Origin of the sequence: Rhodococcus yunnanensis NBRC 103083, from assembly GCF_001895005.1 — a bacterium.
Classification (GTDB): domain Bacteria; phylum Actinomycetota; class Actinomycetes; order Mycobacteriales; family Mycobacteriaceae; genus Rhodococcoides; species Rhodococcoides yunnanense.
On record NZ_BCXH01000001.1, the window covers coordinates 102,497 to 119,567 of the forward strand.

A 17,071-nucleotide genomic window follows, 5' to 3' on the forward strand; every position below is an offset into this window, starting at 1 on the left:
TGTTGCATCGATGTAAGCCGGGCCCATGGAATCATCTATAATTGACAAAGTCAATGATTGACGAAATGGTAACATTCGTGGTCGATGAAAGGCAGAGACATGAATCATCGGCCAGTGCTCGAGGACGACCTGGGTTTCCTGCTCACCCGCGCCGGAGCCACCATGGTGCGTGAGGCCAACACCGCGTTGGCAGCGGTCGATCTCAAAGTGCGCCCGTATACGGTGCTTTCTCTGGCGTGCGAGGACGGCGGCGGCGTCGCGCAGCGCCGGATCGCGGCCGACATGGGTCTCGATCCCAGTCAGATCGTCGGGCTCATCGACGATCTGGAATCTCGGGATCTGGTTGTTCGGACCCCTGATTCCGGCGATCGACGCAACAAACTCATCGTCGCCACCGCCGACGGACGCGCGTTGTGCGAGCAGGCACGCGAACTCGTCGCAGCAGTGTCCACCCGGCTGTTCGCGGATGTGGATGCAGAACTTCTCGACCAGATGCGGACAGTGCTCTCGGGGCTGGCATTTCCGGAGGCGGCACCCATCGGCACACGCACTGTCCGGCAGGCTTGATCGGTCGGCTCTGCGTGCCCTGGTGATACCGGCGACGGCAATGATCACCGCAAACCAATACCTCCAGCAGTGGGTGCCGAATGCATACACAGAGGCGTTCGGTCGACGCCGTGGGTGCAGGTAGGCAGCGAGGAGCGAGTTCATGCGGGGCGACAGGAACCATCTGAGGCTTGTCGGACATCGAGCCGACATCTCTGCTTCGATCCTCGAACCAGACAATGTCGCGAACGTGATCACCGTTCATATCGACAATGTGCGTCCAGGTCAGGTCTGTGAGGTCCTGCACGGGGGTGTGTTCTCCCTGAGCCATCGAGTGTCGGTACCCGAGGGGCGCACCAGCATTACGATCCCTACCTTCGCCCTTGCGCCGGGACGCTACGAACTATCGCTCCGCGTCGACGGAACCGTCGCACCCGCGATCGACATGCAGACCGACGTGGTGAGCGAACGAGCTGAGCGGCCGAAATCTGCGGTGTCCTCGGGGAGGCCGTCGGCGCTGAACCACCGAGCCGGCACTGCCGGACCGCGGAGTCGCCCACACGTCCGGCCGGGTCAGATACCGGCTCGTTCCTGCTAGACAGGTCCCTTCGCGCGTAGGCGGTCGGCGATGACATTCTCACGTGCGCGCATCGCGTAGGCGTCGATCGTGCCTGGGTGTGGTGGAGTGTGTGAATGGCGGGAAACACCTCGGTGCCAGGGCAGTCGGTCTCGTCGCGGCTGCTCGCGGTGCTGGCGGTGTTCGACGAGAGCCATCGCTCGATGACGTTGACCGACATCGCACGACGGGCGGGACTCGCCGTTCCCACGGCACATCGGCTCGTTGCCGAGCTGTCCGCGTGGGGTGCGTTGGTGCGAGCCGGCACCGGCGAGTACGTCGTCGGTCGACGATTGTGGGAGCTGGGCATGCTGGCCCCGGACCAGTCCGACCTGCGCGAGGTCGCGTCGCCTTTTCTGCACGACCTCTACGGGGCCACGCTCGCGACGGTCCACCTGGCGATCCGCGACGGGGATCAAGTGCTGTACCTCGATCGCCTTGCCGGGCACGCATCGGTGCCGGTGGTCAGTCGCGTCGGCTCCCGTCTGCCGTTGCACGCGACGGGCGTCGGTAAGGTGCTGCTCGCATTCGCTCCCGCGGACGTCCGAGACCGAGTCTTCGGATCGTTGACGAGGGTCACCCCGTACACGATCACTCATGCAGGCAAGTTGGGCAGCGAATTGCGCAGGGTTCACCGCGAGGGTTTCGCTCAGACGGTGGAAGAAATGTCGCTCGGCGCCTGCTCGGTGGCGGTACCTGTGCGGTCGACGACGGGCACCGTGATCGCGGCGCTCGGGATCGTCGTTCCCAGTTTGGGTCGAGACCGGGCGAGATTGGGTGCAGCCCTCCATGTTGCATCGCAGGGCATCGGCCGAAGTTTTCGCAGCTGACTTTCACTGAGTGAAAGAACTGCGTGGTGGTGGCCCCAATCACGGTGTGTACTGCTCCTCATGCGCACTGAGGTCGCCATCATCGGCGCCGGCCCGGCCGGACTACTGCTGTCACATCTGCTCGCCGAGCAGGGAATCGATTCGGTGGTCATCGAGACGCGAAGCCAGGACTACGTCCTGTCTCGGATTCGAGCAGGGATCCTCGAACACTCCACCGTTCAGCTCCTCGACGACATAGGGCTCGGTACGCGGTTACGCGCCGAGGGTCAGCAGCACCGCGGAATCTATCTGCAGTGGCCGGAGGAGCGGCACCACATCGACTTCACCGAGCTGGTCGATCGCAGCGTATGGGTGTACGGCCAGACCGAGGTCACCAAAGACCTGGCGGCGGCACGAGAAGCTGCAGGTCAGCAGATCTTCTACGAGGTGACCGACACCGCCGTGCACGAGGTCGACACCGAATCTCCCTACGTGAGTTTCGTCGACTCTTCGGGCCGGCACGTACGAATCGACGCCGCAGTGATCGCCGGATGCGACGGGTCCTTCGGCCCATCTCGCGCGGCCGTGCCGGACCGAGTCCGGCAGACCTGGGAGCGGACGTATCCGTACTCGTGGCTCGGCGTACTCGCCGACGTCGCACCCTCGACGGACGAGCTCATCTACGCCTGGCACTCGGACGGTTTCGCGATGCACTCCATGCGATCGGCCACGGTCAGCAGGTTGTACCTTCAGGTGCCGAACGGCACCGACGTGAACACCTGGTCCGACGACCGGATCTGGGATGCACTCTCGACGCGGCTCGGTCACGGTCAGAACGGGTGGACACTCCAGCCCGGCCCCATCACCGACAAGAGCGTCTTGCCCATGCGCAGCTACGTGCAGACACCGATGCGTCACGGTCGGCTGTTTCTCGCAGGCGACGCCGCGCACATCGTTCCACCGACAGGTGCCAAAGGACTCAACCTTGCAGTGGCAGACGTGGCGACCCTGGCGCCGGCTCTGACGGCACTGTTACGCAAGAACGACGGCTCCTTGGCCGATTCCTACAGCGATGACGCGCTCCGCCGCGTGTGGAGATGCACGCACTTCTCGTGGTGGATGACCACGATGCTCCACACCAGCGACGACCCGTTCGACGCGCAACTTCAGCTCTCGCAACTGCGTTGGGTCGCCGGCAGCGAAGCAGGCGCGACCGGATTGGCCGAGAACTACGCAGGATTGCCCATCGGATTCTGAGCACGCTGCCGGACAACGCCTTTCGATAGATCAAGGATCGCAGACATGGTTCACATCCTCCGCACACCTACCTACCGCGACCAGACGGGTGTCAACGCGCCACGTGATTTCGGAGACTACCGCACCACGACGCTGCGTCATCCGAAGCAGCCGTTGCTGCTCTTGCCGCAACGCCTCACGGAGATCACCGGACCGGTGCTCGGGGAGGGCCGGGTGTCCGCGGCCGACGCGGATCTGACCGTGGTGAACGGTGGTGAGGCCCAGGGACAGCGCATCATCGTGCACGGGCGGGTTCTCGACAGTGACGGCCGCGCAGTGCCGAATACCCTCGTGGAGGTCTGGCAGGCCAACGCGGGCGGCCGGTACCGGCATGCGGGCGACAATTGGCCCGCCCCGCTCGACCCCCATTTCGACGGCGTCGGACGCGTGCTGACCGACACACACGGCAACTACAGCTTCACCACGATCAAGCCCGGCGCCTATCCCTGGGGCAACCACCACAACGCATGGCGTCCAGCGCACATTCACTTCTCACTGTTCGGTAGGGCATTCACTCAGCGCCTGGTCACACAGATGTATTTCCCGGACGATCCGATGTTCTTCCAGGATCCGATCTACAATTCCGCGCCCGAAGATTCCAGAGCGCGAATGGTCAGCACCTTCGACTATGCAGCGACACAAGACAACTGGGCTCTCGGATTCCGATTCGACATCGTTCTGCGCGGCCGAAACGCAACACCGTTCGAAGGCGAAGACCACGATGACTGACGGCACCAATTCCCCCGGCGCTCCACTTGCCCCTGTCAATTCCCCCGGCGCTCCGCTTGCCCCTGTCAATTCTCCCGGCGCTTCGCTTGCCCCTGTCAATTCTCCCGGCGCTTCGCTTGCCCCTGTCAATTCTCCCGGCGCTTCGCTTGCCCCTGTCTTCGCGCCGCGGTACCCGGTTTCGGTGGGGAGCGATTTCACCACGGCACCGTTCGGGCAGACACCGTCGCAGACGGTCGGACCATACCTGCATATCGGGCTGCCATGGGCCGATGGCCCCGACGTCGTCCCGGCGGGGAGCGACGGCGTCATCGACGTGACCGTCACCATCGTCGACGGCAACAGAACCCCGGTCACCGATGCGATGATCGAAACCTGGCAGGCCGACGCGGTAGGCCGGTTCGAGCATCCTGACGATCCGCGTGGTCCCGCCGTCGCCGTCCCGGAAGGATTACGTGGATTCGGCAGGGCCGTGGCCGACGCGTCGGGAACCGCGGTGGTACATACCGTCAAACCCGGGGCCCTGCCCGCCGAGGACGATCTCGTCGAAGCGCCCCACATCGACCTCGGCATTTTCGCTCGCGGCATGCTGGAGCGCCTGGTCACACGGATCTACTTCCCTGATGAGGAGGATGCGAACGCTGCCGATCCGGTGTTGTCCTCACTGAACGGCAAGGAGCGTGCCAAACTGATTGCTCACCGCACCACCTCTGGTTACCACCTCGATGTGGTCCTCCAGGACAGTGACCCCAACGGTGACGAGACACCGTTCTTCGAACTGTGATGCGCGAAGGAGAGCTATGACCCGCGGCGCCTTGTTCGATCCGATCTTCGGCGGTGGGGGCGACGATGCGCTGATGTCGGATCAGGCGTGGGTGAGCGCGTTGCTCGACGTCGAGTCGGCGCTGAGCCGTGCGGCGTCGCGTTGCGGCGTCGTCGACCCGGTTCACGCCACAATAGTGACGGACGTTGCCGCCGAACTCGGTCGCAGCGGCGGCGTCGATATCGTGTCGTTGGGGCTTGCCGCCGCGTCGGGTGGCAACCCGGTGATCCCGCTGGTGACGCTGTTGCGTGACGCGGTTGCACCGCACGGTGTTCCGCGATCGGCGGTGCATCCGGGGGCGACGAGCCAGGACATCCTCGACACTGCACTGATGCTGCAGATGCGCGGCGCCGTCAGGCGGATTCGAACCTCGGTGCGAGCTGCAGTCGACGCCGGTGCACAACACGCGCGAGACTACCGCGACACCCCGATGGCGGGACGCACGCTGGGGCAGCAAGCATTGCCGACGACGTTCGGTGCGGTTGCAGCGGGATGGACGTCCGGGTTGCTGCGAGCCGACGCCGGCCTGGACCGACTGAGAGATGTGATCGCTGTCCAGTTCGGCGGCGCCGCTGGAACATCGGCGGCGACATACCCTCACGGTGTGGCGATCGCCGATGCTCTCGCCGACGAGTTGGGTCTTGCCCGCCAAGGTATTCCGTGGCACACCGATCGCACTCGGATCGCCGAGATCGCCTGCGCTTTCGGGGTGGTGGCCGGTGCCGTCGCCAAACCTGCCCTCGACCTCACCTTGCTCGCCTCGACAGAGGTGGGGGAGGTGGAGGAATCGGTGTCCGGTGGCTCCTCTTCGATGCCGCACAAGCGCAATCCTGTTGCGGCGGTGACCGCGCGGGCCGCGATGCGGCGAGTGCCAGGGTTGGTTGCGACGGTGCTCTCATCGATGGAGCACGAACATCAAAGGGCTGCAGGAGCGTGGCATGCCGAATGGGAATCCCTGGCCGATGCGGCTCGTCTGGTCGAAGGGGGAACCAACCGACTGGTGGCCAGTCTGACCGGATTGCTCGTGCACACCGATGCAATGGAACGCAATCTCGATTCCATGCATGGTTTTCTGCTGGCCGAACGTGTCACCATAGCTCTGGCACCGCACTCCGGCGAGGCGCGTGAGATCGTCACGGCCGCGTGCGCGTCGGGGCGCAGCCTCGACGAGGACCCAGCGATCATCGAACATCTAGAGCCGGGTCAGGTTCGCGAACTACTCGACCCCGCAGCCTATCTGGGGCATTCCGGCGATATCGTCGACCGGGTGCTCGCCGATGTCCACGCTCGAAGCGAAAGAGAATCATGACCGTCGAATTGTCCTATGAACTCGTTGCCGGACCGGCGGGCGGAGCGCCGACGGTAGTTCTCATCGGCTCGCTCGGCTCGGATCGGTCGATGTGGGATTCGCAGATCGGGGCCCTGGCCGACACAGCCGATGTGATCGCCCTCGACGTCCGAGGGCACGGAAAATCACCGGTGGTACCGGGGCCGTATTCGATCAGCGAACTGGCCGACGATGTTCTGGCCGTTCTCGATTCGTTGGATCGGCGCCGCGTGCATCTGGTGGGACTGTCCCTCGGTGGGGCCATCGCCCAGTGGATAGCGGTGCATCGCCCAGCGCGGGTGGTGAGTCTGACGTTGCTGTGTACGTCGGCGAGGTTCGGGGCAGCGCAGTCATGGCAAGAGCGGGCTGCTGCCGTACGCGGCGACGGGACCGAATCGCTCGCCGACACCGTGCTGGCGCGGTGGTTCACTCCCGAACTTCTGTCGCGCGATCCCGAACTGGCGCAGCAGTATCGGACGATGATCGCCTCGACGTCGGACGAGGGCTATGCTGCCTGTTGCGACGCGCTGGCCGGCTGGGACGGCACAGCCGACCTCGGTCGCATCGCGGCGCCGACGATAGTGATCGCGGGTGCACAGGATCCGTCGACGCCGCCGTCGGAGATGCGCACCCTCGCGGACGGCATCGTTGGATCGAGTTTCCATGTGGTGGAGACAGCTGCCCATCTGGCGAACGTGGAGCAGGCGGGTGAGGTGACGCGGTTGATCGTCCAACACATCTGCGGAGGTGCGTACGACGGCGGCAGACGCGCCGCGTACGCGGCGGGAATGAGGGTGCGCCGAGAAGTGCTCGGTGATGCGCACGTGGACCGCAGCATCGAGCGGACCAGTGACTTCACCGCGCCGTTCCAGGACTTCATCACTCGCACCGCGTGGGGTGACATCTGGACTAGGGACGGCTTGGACCACCGTACGAGAAGACTGCTCACCTTGGCGATCCTGACCGCGGTGGGCAATCAGCACGAGCTGGACATGCACATCCGGGCTGCTCTGCGTGCAGGCCTCGACCCCGACGAGCTGGCCGAGGTGTTCCTTCACACCGCCGTCTACGCCGGAGTTCCGAACAGCAACGCTGCATTCGCCATGGCCGATTCGGCGCTGGCCGAGGGTCGCACGACATGATCTGAAACTGTTGTGCGACACTCGAAATGGTGCAACGCGGAGGAAGCCGACGGCCTTACGACGCAGCGATGGTCTCTTCCTGGGAGTGCTCGGCGGCAGGGAGTGCCATGTGTACGAAGGCCAGATTGTTTCCGTCCGGATCTTCGAGGTCGCGGTCGTACATGAATCCGTGATCCTGGGCGGGCCGAGGTTCGGAACCACCGGCGTGCAGACCTGCGTGGACAACGGCGTCGACGGCCTCTCTCGAGTCCAGTGCCAAAGCGATCTGAACCTGTGCGCTCTTGGCGGGGTCGGCGATCGGCTTGTCGGTGAACGTGGCGAAGAATTCGCGTGCGAGCAGCATGAACTGGAGGTCGTCGTCCCAGACCAGGCACGCGACAGCGTCGCTGGTGAACAGCGGATCGATGGTCGCGCCGATCGCGGTGTAGAAGTTCTTACTGCGCTCGAGGTCGGCGGACGGGAAACTGACGGAAATCTTTGCAGGCATGGTGGTCACTCTCTGTTGGGTACGGCATCGGCTTCACAGTGGTGCACACCGTGTAGACATCGAGTGGGACCGAAACTCATCGGTCGCACGGCGCCGCGCGCACTCGGCCGCCTTGTGGCTCCTGAATACGGGTGATCGGGGTAACTTCTTTTATTGTGAAACGAACCAGAATCTTCGGGGCCGCGCTGGCTTTCGGAATGATCGCAGCCATTGCCGCGTGCGCATCGGACGAGGTCACTGTCGCGACGCAGCCGGAGACACCGTCAGCCTCTGCTGGTACCACGACTGCTGCTTCCGCGCCTACTACATCCACTGCTGCAGGACCGACGAGTGGCGTGAGCACCTCGACCGGCCACGGTGCGCCGTCTTCCGCCGTGAGCGAATCGAACTGTCTTGCGGCAGAGCTGTCGGTGACGTTGGGAGCGCCAAGCGGGGCAGCGGGCTCGACGGAGATACCCATCCAGTTCTCGAACGTGGGCAACACGAGTTGCACGTTGGACGGGTATCCCGGCGTCTCGTATGTAGCGAGTCCAGGTGGTGCGCAGGTGGGGCAGGCTGCCGTGCGAACCGGAACCGCGATGTCGCCGGTCGAGCTGGCGCCCGGAACTTCGGCGACGGCCACCGTGAAAGCGTCGGTGGTAGCCAACTATCCGGCCGATCAATGCCAGCCAACAGCGGTGTCCGGCTTGACTGTGTACTCGCCCAATACAACCGATGCAATCTACCTTCCCTACCCCACGACCGGGTGCGGAACGAACGACAGCTCGATCACTCAACTGGCCGTGCAGCCGGTCACGGACTGACAGGCTCGAAACCCGTCAACATCTGTTCGAGTGCGGCCTGGTCGGGGCCGACGAAGGGGTCGGCGTGCGGGGCACACGCGAGCATGTCGAGATACTCCTCGGTGCGGCCCTCCGCAGGCGGGAGGTGGGTGCTGAGGATGCGCTGCGGTTCGAGAGCACGCAGAGCCGAGACGGTTGTCAGAAATTTGCTCTGATCGACGGTGTGTACCCATGGGCTGTCCACCGTGGCCCACAGATGTTGGGCGGAACGCACCGAGGCGGACCCGCAGTAGCCGATGTCATCGGAGGTAGCGAGCTCGGCAGTATCCATCGGAGCCCCGAAGCAGTCGGAGGAGAAATAGGAACTGCTGCGGTCGTCGAAACAACCGACTGTGCTGGGATTGTCGAACAGCGGCGGCCGAAAAGCCGTCAGCCGACGGTCGCCGACGTCGAGGGATTGCCCCGGGTTGAGTAGATACACACGGTCCAACGGGACCTGTCGTTCGCACGACAGGATGCCGACTGCCGCGAAGGTAGTGATCAGCCGTGCGCGCGGCGCTCGGTCCAGCAGTTCGAACAGTGAGCCGGTGTGATCGCGGTCCGGGTGGGTCAGCCACACCCATTCGACGTCGATCGGGTCGACTACGGATTCGAGTGCATCCATGAAGCCTCGGCCGGGCAGGCTCAGTCCGGTGTCGACGACCACGGGTTCGGCGGCGAGCAGCACATAGGCGTTCACCGGGAGGTGTCCGATACCGGGCACTTCGAGTTCATCGCTGAGGACCGCGATATCGGGGCTTGTTCGGTTGATGCGCATGGGAAATTCTCCTGGGTCATCCGAATCGGCGACCGAGCGGCAGCGGCGCGATCGGACACCGATGTGAGGTGGATATCCGAGCGACGATCGCGGTATCGATCGTGGACGTCTTCTCGACGCTAGGCGCGGAAGGGGCGAGATGCCATTGCAGATTTCTGGTATTTACGGGGCCGATCCGGGCTTCTAGGATTGATCGGTGAGCACGGATTCCGTGCAGTGCGCGGCCGACAAGATCGCGCGAATGTGCGCCGCACCGCGCGGCGTCGTCGCGTTGTGGCAGGATGCGTCGGCAGTTCTGGCGGAGGTGGTCCCGTACTACCGAACGCCGTGTTGGTTCACGGTCGACCCGGCGTCGTTGTTGATGACCAGTCACTATCACTTCGGCATGGACGAGTTCCCCAGTGCATGGCTGGCCGCGGAGTACTGCGAGGACGATGTCCAGTCGGTGCCCGCTGTGATTCGTTCGCGCACGGGCCTTTCCACGCTTCATGAGGCGGCCGACGGTGATCCATCGCGCAGCCCGCGTTGGCAGCGCAACCGCACACTCGGCGGCGATCAGGAGTTGATCACCCGGCTGTGCACCCGATCCGGTGAGACCTGGGGAGCGCTGACGCTGTACCGGGAGGAGGGCGCGCAACTGTTCACCGACAAGGAGAAAGCGTTTCTCCACGAGATTTCACCGGTTCTCGCAGGCGGTGCGCGACGTGCGCTGCTGTACGGGCAGGCAACGGAGCCGGAGTATGCCGATTCACCGGGTCTGCTCGTTCTCGACGACGAGTGGAACATCGAATCCGCTACCCCGGGAGTCGACCGGTGGATGGCGGACCTTCCCGGCGGAGATTGGGCGAGCGGGGAGCTACCTGTCTCCGTGATCGCTCTCGCTGCGCGAGTGCTGCATTCGGTGGAGTGTCATCAGCCCGGTGAGATAGCGCTGTCACGAGTGCTGTCCAGGTCGGGTGCGTGGTTGGCGTTACATGGCGCGTGCCTGTCGTCGACACGACGTCGACGGGTCGCCGTCATCATCGAACCTGCACACCCCAGCAGGCTCTACCCCCTGTTGATGTCGGCGTACGGGTTGACCGAGCGCGAGAAGGAGGTCACCGCGATGGTGTTGCAGGGTTCGTCGACGTCGCAGATCTCGGCAGCACTGTCGGTATCTGCATACACCGTCCAGAAACATCTCGACAGCATCTTCGCCAAGACAGGTGTTCGCAGCCGACGCGACCTGGTCAGCACTGTGTTCTTTCGTCATTGCGAACCACGGTTGCGCGACAACGAAAAACGAACGGTTGCCGACCGGCCGGTCCGGGGCGGTCCATGGCCGACGGATTTCCCTGGAGACGTAGGTCGGTAGCCGAACGCACGGTCCGAGGACCGCGGAATCCTCCCAGGAACTGCCCAGGGTTCTTGCAGGGGAGGTACAGGTTGTCTTCCTACTCTTGCGAACATGACGATCTCTCCTCTGAAAAGAAAAGCACGCGTATCCAATCGGGCACGTGTCGGCCTGACTTCCCTGGCTCTGGTCGGAAGTCTTCTGCTCAGCGGATGCTCGGCTGACTCTGCCGGCCAACCTTCTACGACGTCGACCGCAACGGCGACCTCACAATCTTCATCCGACTCCGACTCCGACTCCGGTGCCGGCACGGATTCGACGACCACAGCCCAGACCATCGCCGACACCGATGCTGCTGCCGAGGCTTTCCTGCAGACTCTGTCGGACGAGCAGCGTGAACAAGTGGTGTACGGCTACGACGACGAGACCAAGACGACCTCCTGGTCGAATTTCCCCGTGACCATCGTCGATCGCGCTGGACTGAACTTGGCCGACCTGAGCGAGGAGCAGAAGACCGCGGCACTGGCCGTGCTCGAAGGGCTGCTGAGCGACGAAGCATACTCCCGCGTCACCGGCATCATGGGAGGTGACGAATTCTTGCGCGAGAACGCCGCGAACACCGAACAAATTGCGCTGGGGCAGTACTACATTGCGTTTTTCGGTGACCCGTCGGACACCAGCGCATGGGAGGTCCAATTCGGCGGACATCACCTCGGTATCAATGCAACGTTGAGCGGGACCGACGATTCGATCACCTTCGCCCCGACACATCTGGGCGCGCAGCCCGCGGTGTACACCGACGTCGACGGCAACGAGGTTCAGCCGTTCGACGGGATCTAACAGGCTGCTTTCGCCTTCTACGACAGCCTGACCGACGATCAGAGAACCACGTTGTACCAGGGTGAGGCCGTCGGAGACCTGGTCTGTGCGCCCGGTGGTAGCTGTGATTTTCCCACCGGAACGGGCATCGCCGGGTCAGATCTGAACGACGAGCAGAAGCAGCTTCTCCTGGAGCTGATTGCGAAGTGGGCGGGTATGTCGGACGCAGAGACGACGTCCGCGGCGCTGGACGCGATCGAAGCGACACTGGACGAGACATATGTGAACTGGTCCGGCGCGACGACGTACGACATGACGCAGGGGAGTGGCATCTACTTCCAGATATCCGGTCCCGACGTGTACATCGAGCTCGCGAACCAGCAGTCCTCGACCGGCACCGACGTCCCCGGATATGTCACGGCAGGGTGGGGCCATATCCACACGATCTACCGTGACCCGACGAACGACTACGCGAACAGCGTGGAGCAGCAGGAGGCCGCAGGGTTCGGTGGCGGAGCAGGGGGTAGCGGCGGTCCCGGCGGAATGCAGCCGCCTGCCTGACCGTCACGGCTCGAGGCCGAGCACATTCACCGGTACGTCACCGAGATCGACTGCGGCGAAAGCCCGATCCCGCACGGCGTCCAGATAGTCCACGTGAGTTGTGAACGCACGCAGCGCGGCCGTCACGTCGCCCGATGCTATGGCGTCGTATATATCGGAGTGCTGGTCGATGACACGCTCTCGCTCGAGGTGTTCGAGGAAGACGGTGTTCGTGGCAGGCCGGGAGAGATGGATCGAGGTCATGGCGAGTTCGAGGATCCGATTCCGTGCAGCTCGGGTGATGGCCGTGTGGAAGTCGATGTCGAGATCGAGAAATTCACCCCACGTCAGTGCGGGATCCCGGGAGAGCTCGACGGGCGTCCGAATCGCGTGTAGATCAAGGGTCGTTCGACGCTCGGCTGCGAGTTCGATGCATTGAAGCTCGAGTATGCGCCGGGCTTCGTCGACCTCACGGACCGACACGTCACCGGATCGATACCACAGCCGCATCGAGTCGCTCAATTGGTCGCGCACCAAGTCGGTGTGCGGGCTGGTGACGTACGTGCCGCCGCCGGCGCCGCGAGTGGAGGCGACCATTCCGGTCGCACCGAGCAACTTCACTGCTTCGCGGGCCGTCGGGCGTGCCACGTCGAACGCCTCGGCCAGTTCCATTTCCGTGGGTAGCCGTTCACCCGGCAGCCACACACCGTCGACGATGCCCCGCCTGATCTGACTCGCGATCTGACCCGAGGCGTCTCGTCGGGTCAGTACCGCTGGTTCGAAGCGGGGCCTCGGATTCTCCATGAGGACATTTCTACCAGCTCACGGACCCGAGTTGCAGGGACACAGGTCTTAATGTTCAATGTCAAACATTGACGCTGAACAGCAGACTTTCTCGAATAGTCAGATGTTCGCGATCAGCACTCAGCCGCACTGACGAAGGATGTCCATGCCGATCACCGATCTCGCCGAGTTGACCGTTGCTGCCGCCCACAGCGCGTACCAGGACGGATCGCTCACCGTCCGCGAAGTTGTGCAGTACTACTTGGATCGCATCGAGGCGGTCGATCGATCCGGTCCGCACCTCAATTCCGTGATCACCGTCGCCGACGGTCTCCTCGAGCGTGCCGACGAATTGGACGTCGAGTTACGCACATCGGGACAGCTGGTCGGATCCCTCCACGGTGTGCCGATCGTCGTGAAGGATCAGATCGAGACGGCGGGACTGCGGACGACGTTCGGAAGCGAGGTGGGCGCGAACAACGTGCCCGATGCCGATGCCACCGCGCTGGCTCGATTGATTGCGGCCGGGGCGATCGTGCTCGGTAAGACGACGATGCCGGATTTCGCGACATCCTGGTTCTCGACGTCGTCGTTGACCGGCGTGACCAAGAACCCGTACGCGCTCGATCGTGACCCGGGTGGGTCCAGCAGCGGCACCGCCGCCGCCGTGGCTGCGGATCTGGCGCTCGTCGGCATCGGTGAGGACACCGGTGGCTCGATCAGGCTTCCCGCTTCCTTCTGCAATCTTGTCGGGGTGCGGGTGACTCCAGGCCTGATCAGTCGCACCGGAATGTCGTCATTGGTCAAGACTCAGGACACAGCAGGGCCGATGACCAGAACGGTCGAGGATGCGGCACGTGTGCTCGACGTTCTCGTCGGTTTCGATCCTGCCGACCCCTATACCGCGTCGTTCGTGGTCGGAGGGTTCGGCGGCAAGTACGTCGACTCGCTCGACTCGATTGCACTCGGGGACAGCCGTATCGGAGTCCTGCGCGCGGCATTCGGCGACAACTCGGATCCGGAATGCAAAGAGGTCAACGACGTCGTCGAATCCGCGCTGACGGAGATGGCGAGTCGCGGTGCGACATTCGTCGATGTGGACATCGATGGATTGTGGGACACGGTGTCGTACACATCGGTGTACACGTCACGGGCACACAAGGACATGAACGATTTCCTCGCAACACGCCACGGTCTCGAGGCCAACTCGATCGAGGAGATCCACGAGAGCAAGCGGTACCACCACAAGCTCGACCTGTTCGAGGCAATCGTGGACAGTCCGGCGTCGCCGGAAGGCGACCCGGAGTACCTCGGCCGACTGCAGGCGCAGGAAAGATTCCAACAGCAGGTCATCGCACTCATGGTCGAGCACCGACTCGACGCGATCTGCTTCCCCGATGTGCAGATCGCAGCACCTCGGCACACCGATGTGATGTCGGACCGGTGGACGTGTTTGACCTTCCCGACCAACACCGTCATCGCTTCGCAACTGCTGTTTCCGGCGGTGACGGTGCCTGCCGGTTTCACTCCGGGTGGGCTTCCTGTCGGCCTGGAGCTGATGGGCATCCCGCACTCCGAATCGACGTTGCTCGGGTTGGCGCACGGGGTCGAGTCGGTCGTCGCCGCTCGTCGGCCCGCATCGCTGCAGTGATGATCACCCTCAACTCCGACCTCGGAGAATCGTACGGAATTCACTCGTTCGGGCACGACGACGAACTCCTCGAACTGATCGACATCGCCAACATCGCGTGCGGATACCACGCCGGGGATCCGGGAGTGATGTGGAACACCGTCGATGCTGCTGTCTCGGCAGGGATTCCTACGGGCGCGCACCCCGGTCTGCCTGATCCCATCGGATTCGGACGTCGGGCAATGGTATTGAGCCCCCGCGAGATTCGAGATCTGATTCTGTATCAGGTGGGTGCACTCACCGGGTTCCTCGCCTCACTGGGAGGCAGCCTCAACCACATCAAACCGCACGGGGCTCTGTACGGAATGTTGGCGACCGACCTGGAAGGGGCACGGGCGCTGTGCGAGGTTGCCGAGCTGTACCAGGTTCCTGTTCTGGGCATGGCAGGTTCAGCGCACGAGCGCGCTGCAGCAGAACGCGAAGTCCCGTTCGTACGTGAGTTGTACGTCGATATCGACTATCGCGCGGACGGCACCTTGGCGATCGGACAGCGAAAGGAACCCGTGTCGCCGTCGCAGATCGAAGCGCGGGTACGCAGTGCGTTGACGTCGGGCACGATCGACACTGTCGACGGGGGAATGTTGTCGGTGGAATTCGACAGCATCTGTATTCACTCGGACTCGCGCACTGCTGTGGACTCGGCTCGAATAGTGCGAGACGTACGCGCCGAGATCGCCGTGGAATGACGCACGCACCGCGGTGTGCCTCCGGTCGTCACCCGTGGACGTTGTTGAGTGCTATGTGAACATTGGACCGGTCGTTCGGCGAGCTCAGACTCAAACCGAGAAGCGACTCGATCTTGGTGATTCGCGAGCGCACCGTGTGACGGTGTGTACCCAGCTGCGCCGCCGTGGGTTGCGCCAATCCGTGATTGGCGAGGTACGCGCGTAACGTTTCCTCCAGCTCGGTGCCACCTTCGGTCAAGGGGGCGAGAAGCTCGCGGGACCACGCGCGAAGTAGGTCGCGGTCCACCAGCGTGCTGACGTCCTTGCGCATGAGTTCGTCGTACGTTCGAACTCGTCCGAGCGGCCCTGCGGCACGCCGCGCCTGTTCCACGCCAGTCGAGGCATCGTCGAATGCGACTTCGCGACTGATTCCGACGGCGGCCCCTGCTGCTGCCAACGCATCGGACACCCGATCGTAATTGGCGGAGACCGGCAGCAGCACAATGACTTCCGACTCCGTCGACGTGCTGTAGCACTGGGTGAGGTCGAGATCCTCCAGAGGTGCTCGGCCGAGCCCCTCGCTTTTCGCCAGCACTACTCGAATCGTTCTGCGTGCCAACGGCGATCCGGTGAGCAGATCGGCGACGTCGGCCACCGCGGCGGCAGCACCGGTTCGCGACTGCAGGACGAGTCTGGCGACATGGTCGTGCACCTTGGTGGAAATCGAACGGGCGATGTTCTCCTGTTCGGCAAGGAGTGTGGTGAGTGTGAGCGCGGTGGGAACGACCGTCCGCGACAATATTCGTGTCGTTTCCGGCCATCCCGTGGCGAGGTACGACCGCGGTGCACCGTTGATACCCACCGGATGCAGAGCCACGTTCAAGCCGTCGACATCGAGGGTGGCGGACGCGGCGAGTCCTTTGGGGCGCAGCGCCTCGATCTCCTCTCGCGCCGCAGTGATGAATCGCTGATCCACCGAGGTGGTGGAGTGAACGATATTTCCGGACGGGTCGATGAGCGCGGCCGAACCTTTCAGGAGTGCGGCCAGCTCGTCGATCACCGCCGTGATGCCGTTGGATCTGCGCGCGCAGGCGAGCAGGCGACGCTGCGCGTCGTAGGGGAGCTGGACGGCAGTGCGCTCGGCTGCGGCCACCATTTCCGTGACCGCACGCCCCACGGTGGCGAACGATGTGGAGCGAGGGATCGAAATGACCGGCAGATGCACACGGTTGCCCGCCTCGATTATCGAGGGAGGGACCTCCTCGTGCACGCGGTCCACTCCGAGACCCAGCGCGACGGCTCCGGCAGTGACGAGCCGGTCGACGTAGAGGTTCGTCTCTGCTGTGTCGTGAACCGGGATTGCCTTTCCCGACGTCAGAACGAACTCGCCCCCGTTCAAGTACGGCGTTGGATCGAGTAGCTCGGTGAAGGCGATCCAGCGGACCGGAACCGAGAGGTCCGAATCCTTCGAGACGAGGTCGAGGTCCAGATCGCCCCGTTCCAGCAGGACACGAAGGCTGACGAACTCCAAAGGACAACTTCCTGTTCACTATGGCGAAGAGACTTTCTCGATAGTGACACAGCGTCACTGTGGACGCGACTCGGTCGCGCTTGGAATTGGGTTCGACCGTGTGCGCGGACGGCGTGTAAGGACGTTCACCCAGGTCCGCGTTCTGCGAAGGACCATGTCCGTCGTGTTAAGACTGCGTTTCACCACGTGTCATCGACAGTCAGCAAGTCTCCAGTCCACCCTGGTCAGCTCGATATCGGGACGAACTCGCTGCCATGGTGTGCAGATGCTGGATTCCCTATCGACAGAGTGTCGATTGTGGCCGCGTTGTTCACCGGCATAGCTTCTTCCAGGTGTTGA

Annotated in this window: 16 protein-coding genes and 1 pseudogene; 13 read left to right on the forward strand and 4 right to left on the reverse strand. The window is 63.6% G+C overall.

Going from position 1 to position 17,071, the window contains the following annotated elements; genetic code table 11:
* The first annotated feature begins 99 nt into the window (after positions 1-99).
* The 8 genes from RY1_RS00520 to pcaDC all read left to right on the forward strand — a co-directional run bounded on the left by RY1_RS00520 (position 100) and on the right by pcaDC (position 7,285).
* The gene (locus RY1_RS00520; RefSeq protein ID WP_072801581.1) at positions 100-567 is read left to right on the forward strand and encodes a MarR family winged helix-turn-helix transcriptional regulator; all 468 of its coding nucleotides are present in this window, start codon (positions 100-102) and stop codon (positions 565-567) included.
* A gap of 142 nt (positions 568-709) precedes the next feature.
* On the forward strand, positions 710-1,144 hold the full coding sequence (locus RY1_RS00525) for a hypothetical protein (RefSeq protein ID WP_072801582.1): 435 nt from the start codon (positions 710-712) through the stop codon (positions 1,142-1,144).
* Between the two features lie 95 nt (positions 1,145-1,239).
* Positions 1,240-1,992, forward strand: a complete 753-nt coding sequence (locus tag RY1_RS00530) for an IclR family transcriptional regulator (protein ID WP_072801583.1) — start codon at positions 1,240-1,242, stop codon at positions 1,990-1,992.
* Between the two features lie 60 nt (positions 1,993-2,052).
* Positions 2,053-3,228, forward strand: coding sequence for a 4-hydroxybenzoate 3-monooxygenase (locus RY1_RS00535; protein ID WP_072801584.1), 1,176 nt, complete (start codon positions 2,053-2,055; stop codon positions 3,226-3,228).
* Positions 3,229-3,273: 45 nt separating this feature from the next.
* A complete protein-coding gene (gene pcaH, locus RY1_RS00540) occupies positions 3,274-3,996 on the forward strand; it encodes a protocatechuate 3,4-dioxygenase subunit beta (protein ID WP_072801585.1) in 723 nt (240 codons plus the stop codon).
* Positions 3,989-4,777 (forward strand): protocatechuate 3,4-dioxygenase subunit alpha, encoded by a 789-nt coding sequence (pcaG, locus tag RY1_RS00545; protein ID WP_084727051.1) that lies wholly within the window; start codon positions 3,989-3,991, stop codon positions 4,775-4,777. Before pcaH ends, pcaG begins: the two co-directional genes overlap by 8 nt.
* Before the next feature lie 16 nt (positions 4,778-4,793).
* Positions 4,794-6,125, forward strand: a complete 1,332-nt coding sequence (locus tag RY1_RS00550; protein WP_072801587.1) for a lyase family protein — start codon at positions 4,794-4,796, stop codon at positions 6,123-6,125.
* Positions 6,122-7,285: a bifunctional 3-oxoadipate enol-lactonase/4-carboxymuconolactone decarboxylase PcaDC gene (pcaDC, locus tag RY1_RS00555; protein ID WP_072801588.1), complete on the forward strand. Its 1,164-nt coding sequence runs from the start codon at positions 6,122-6,124 to the stop codon at positions 7,283-7,285. Before RY1_RS00550 ends, pcaDC begins: the two co-directional genes overlap by 4 nt.
* Before the next feature lie 55 nt (positions 7,286-7,340).
* On the opposite strand, the gene RY1_RS00560 is transcribed toward pcaDC, so the two are convergent.
* Positions 7,341-7,772 carry a VOC family protein gene (locus RY1_RS00560; protein WP_072802198.1) on the reverse strand — a complete coding sequence of 144 codons (432 nt, stop codon included), beginning with the start codon at positions 7,770-7,772 and terminating at the stop codon, positions 7,341-7,343.
* A gap of 197 nt (positions 7,773-7,969) precedes the next feature.
* Between RY1_RS00560 and RY1_RS00565 the strand changes: the two genes are divergently transcribed.
* Complete coding sequence (locus RY1_RS00565; RefSeq protein ID WP_072802199.1) at positions 7,970-8,575, forward strand: DUF4232 domain-containing protein; 606 nt, start codon at positions 7,970-7,972, stop codon at positions 8,573-8,575.
* On the opposite strand, the gene RY1_RS00570 is transcribed toward RY1_RS00565, so the two are convergent.
* Entirely contained in the window at positions 8,565-9,371 is an 807-nt protein-coding gene (locus RY1_RS00570; RefSeq protein ID WP_072801589.1) for an MBL fold metallo-hydrolase, read from the reverse strand. The two genes, RY1_RS00565 and RY1_RS00570, sit on opposite strands and share 11 nt — an antisense overlap.
* A gap of 211 nt (positions 9,372-9,582) precedes the next feature.
* Between RY1_RS00570 and RY1_RS00575 the strand changes: the two genes are divergently transcribed.
* Both RY1_RS00575 and RY1_RS00580 read left to right on the forward strand, forming a co-directional pair.
* The gene (locus tag RY1_RS00575) at positions 9,583-10,725 is read left to right on the forward strand and encodes a helix-turn-helix transcriptional regulator (protein ID WP_072802200.1); all 1,143 of its coding nucleotides are present in this window, start codon (positions 9,583-9,585) and stop codon (positions 10,723-10,725) included.
* 93 nt (positions 10,726-10,818) lie between these two features.
* Positions 10,819-12,084, forward strand: a pseudogene (locus tag RY1_RS00580) (DUF3500 domain-containing protein).
* A gap of 3 nt (positions 12,085-12,087) precedes the next feature.
* On the opposite strand, the gene RY1_RS00585 reads toward RY1_RS00580, so the two are convergent.
* Entirely contained in the window at positions 12,088-12,867 is a 780-nt protein-coding gene (locus tag RY1_RS00585) for a FadR/GntR family transcriptional regulator (protein WP_072801590.1), read from the reverse strand.
* Between the two features lie 145 nt (positions 12,868-13,012).
* Between RY1_RS00585 and RY1_RS00590 the strand changes: the two genes are divergently transcribed.
* Together RY1_RS00590 and pxpA are read left to right on the forward strand one after the other, a co-directional pair.
* The gene (locus tag RY1_RS00590) at positions 13,013-14,497 is read left to right on the forward strand and encodes an amidase (protein ID WP_245819444.1); all 1,485 of its coding nucleotides are present in this window, start codon (positions 13,013-13,015) and stop codon (positions 14,495-14,497) included.
* A complete protein-coding gene (gene pxpA, locus RY1_RS00595; protein WP_072801592.1) occupies positions 14,497-15,222 on the forward strand; it encodes a 5-oxoprolinase subunit PxpA in 726 nt (241 codons plus the stop codon). The genes RY1_RS00590 and pxpA overlap by 1 nt, the downstream gene beginning before the upstream one ends.
* A gap of 28 nt (positions 15,223-15,250) precedes the next feature.
* Here the strand turns inward: pxpA and RY1_RS00600 are convergent, their stop codons facing one another.
* Positions 15,251-16,732: a PucR family transcriptional regulator gene (locus RY1_RS00600; protein ID WP_072801593.1), complete on the reverse strand. Its 1,482-nt coding sequence runs from the start codon at positions 16,730-16,732 to the stop codon at positions 15,251-15,253.
* Positions 16,733-17,071: the final 339 nt, after the last annotated feature.

Bases quoted from the DNA above. Each gene is read 5' to 3' on its own strand.
- pcaG (WP_084727051.1), top strand. From the start codon at position 3,989: ATGACTGACGGCACCAATTCCCCCGGCGCTCCACTTGCCCCTGTCAAT.
- pcaDC (WP_072801588.1), top strand. From the start codon at position 6,122: ATGACCGTCGAATTGTCCTATGAACTCGTTGCCGGACCGGCGGGCGGA.
- RY1_RS00570 (WP_072801589.1), bottom strand. From the start codon at position 9,371: ATGCGCATCAACCGAACAAGCCCCGATATCGCGGTCCTCAGCGATGAA.
- RY1_RS00520 (WP_072801581.1), top strand. From the start codon at position 100: ATGAATCATCGGCCAGTGCTCGAGGACGACCTGGGTTTCCTGCTCACC.
- RY1_RS00530 (WP_072801583.1), top strand. From the start codon at position 1,240: ATGGCGGGAAACACCTCGGTGCCAGGGCAGTCGGTCTCGTCGCGGCTG.
- pxpA (WP_072801592.1), top strand. From the start codon at position 14,497: ATGATCACCCTCAACTCCGACCTCGGAGAATCGTACGGAATTCACTCG.
- RY1_RS00525 (WP_072801582.1), top strand. From the start codon at position 710: ATGCGGGGCGACAGGAACCATCTGAGGCTTGTCGGACATCGAGCCGAC.
- RY1_RS00565 (WP_072802199.1), top strand. From the start codon at position 7,970: ATGATCGCAGCCATTGCCGCGTGCGCATCGGACGAGGTCACTGTCGCG.
- RY1_RS00550 (WP_072801587.1), top strand. From the start codon at position 4,794: ATGACCCGCGGCGCCTTGTTCGATCCGATCTTCGGCGGTGGGGGCGAC.
- RY1_RS00590 (WP_245819444.1), top strand. From the start codon at position 13,013: ATGCCGATCACCGATCTCGCCGAGTTGACCGTTGCTGCCGCCCACAGC.
- pcaH (WP_072801585.1), top strand. From the start codon at position 3,274: ATGGTTCACATCCTCCGCACACCTACCTACCGCGACCAGACGGGTGTC.
- RY1_RS00560 (WP_072802198.1), bottom strand. From the start codon at position 7,772: ATGCCTGCAAAGATTTCCGTCAGTTTCCCGTCCGCCGACCTCGAGCGC.
- RY1_RS00535 (WP_072801584.1), top strand. From the start codon at position 2,053: ATGCGCACTGAGGTCGCCATCATCGGCGCCGGCCCGGCCGGACTACTG.
- RY1_RS00585 (WP_072801590.1), bottom strand. From the start codon at position 12,867: ATGGAGAATCCGAGGCCCCGCTTCGAACCAGCGGTACTGACCCGACGA.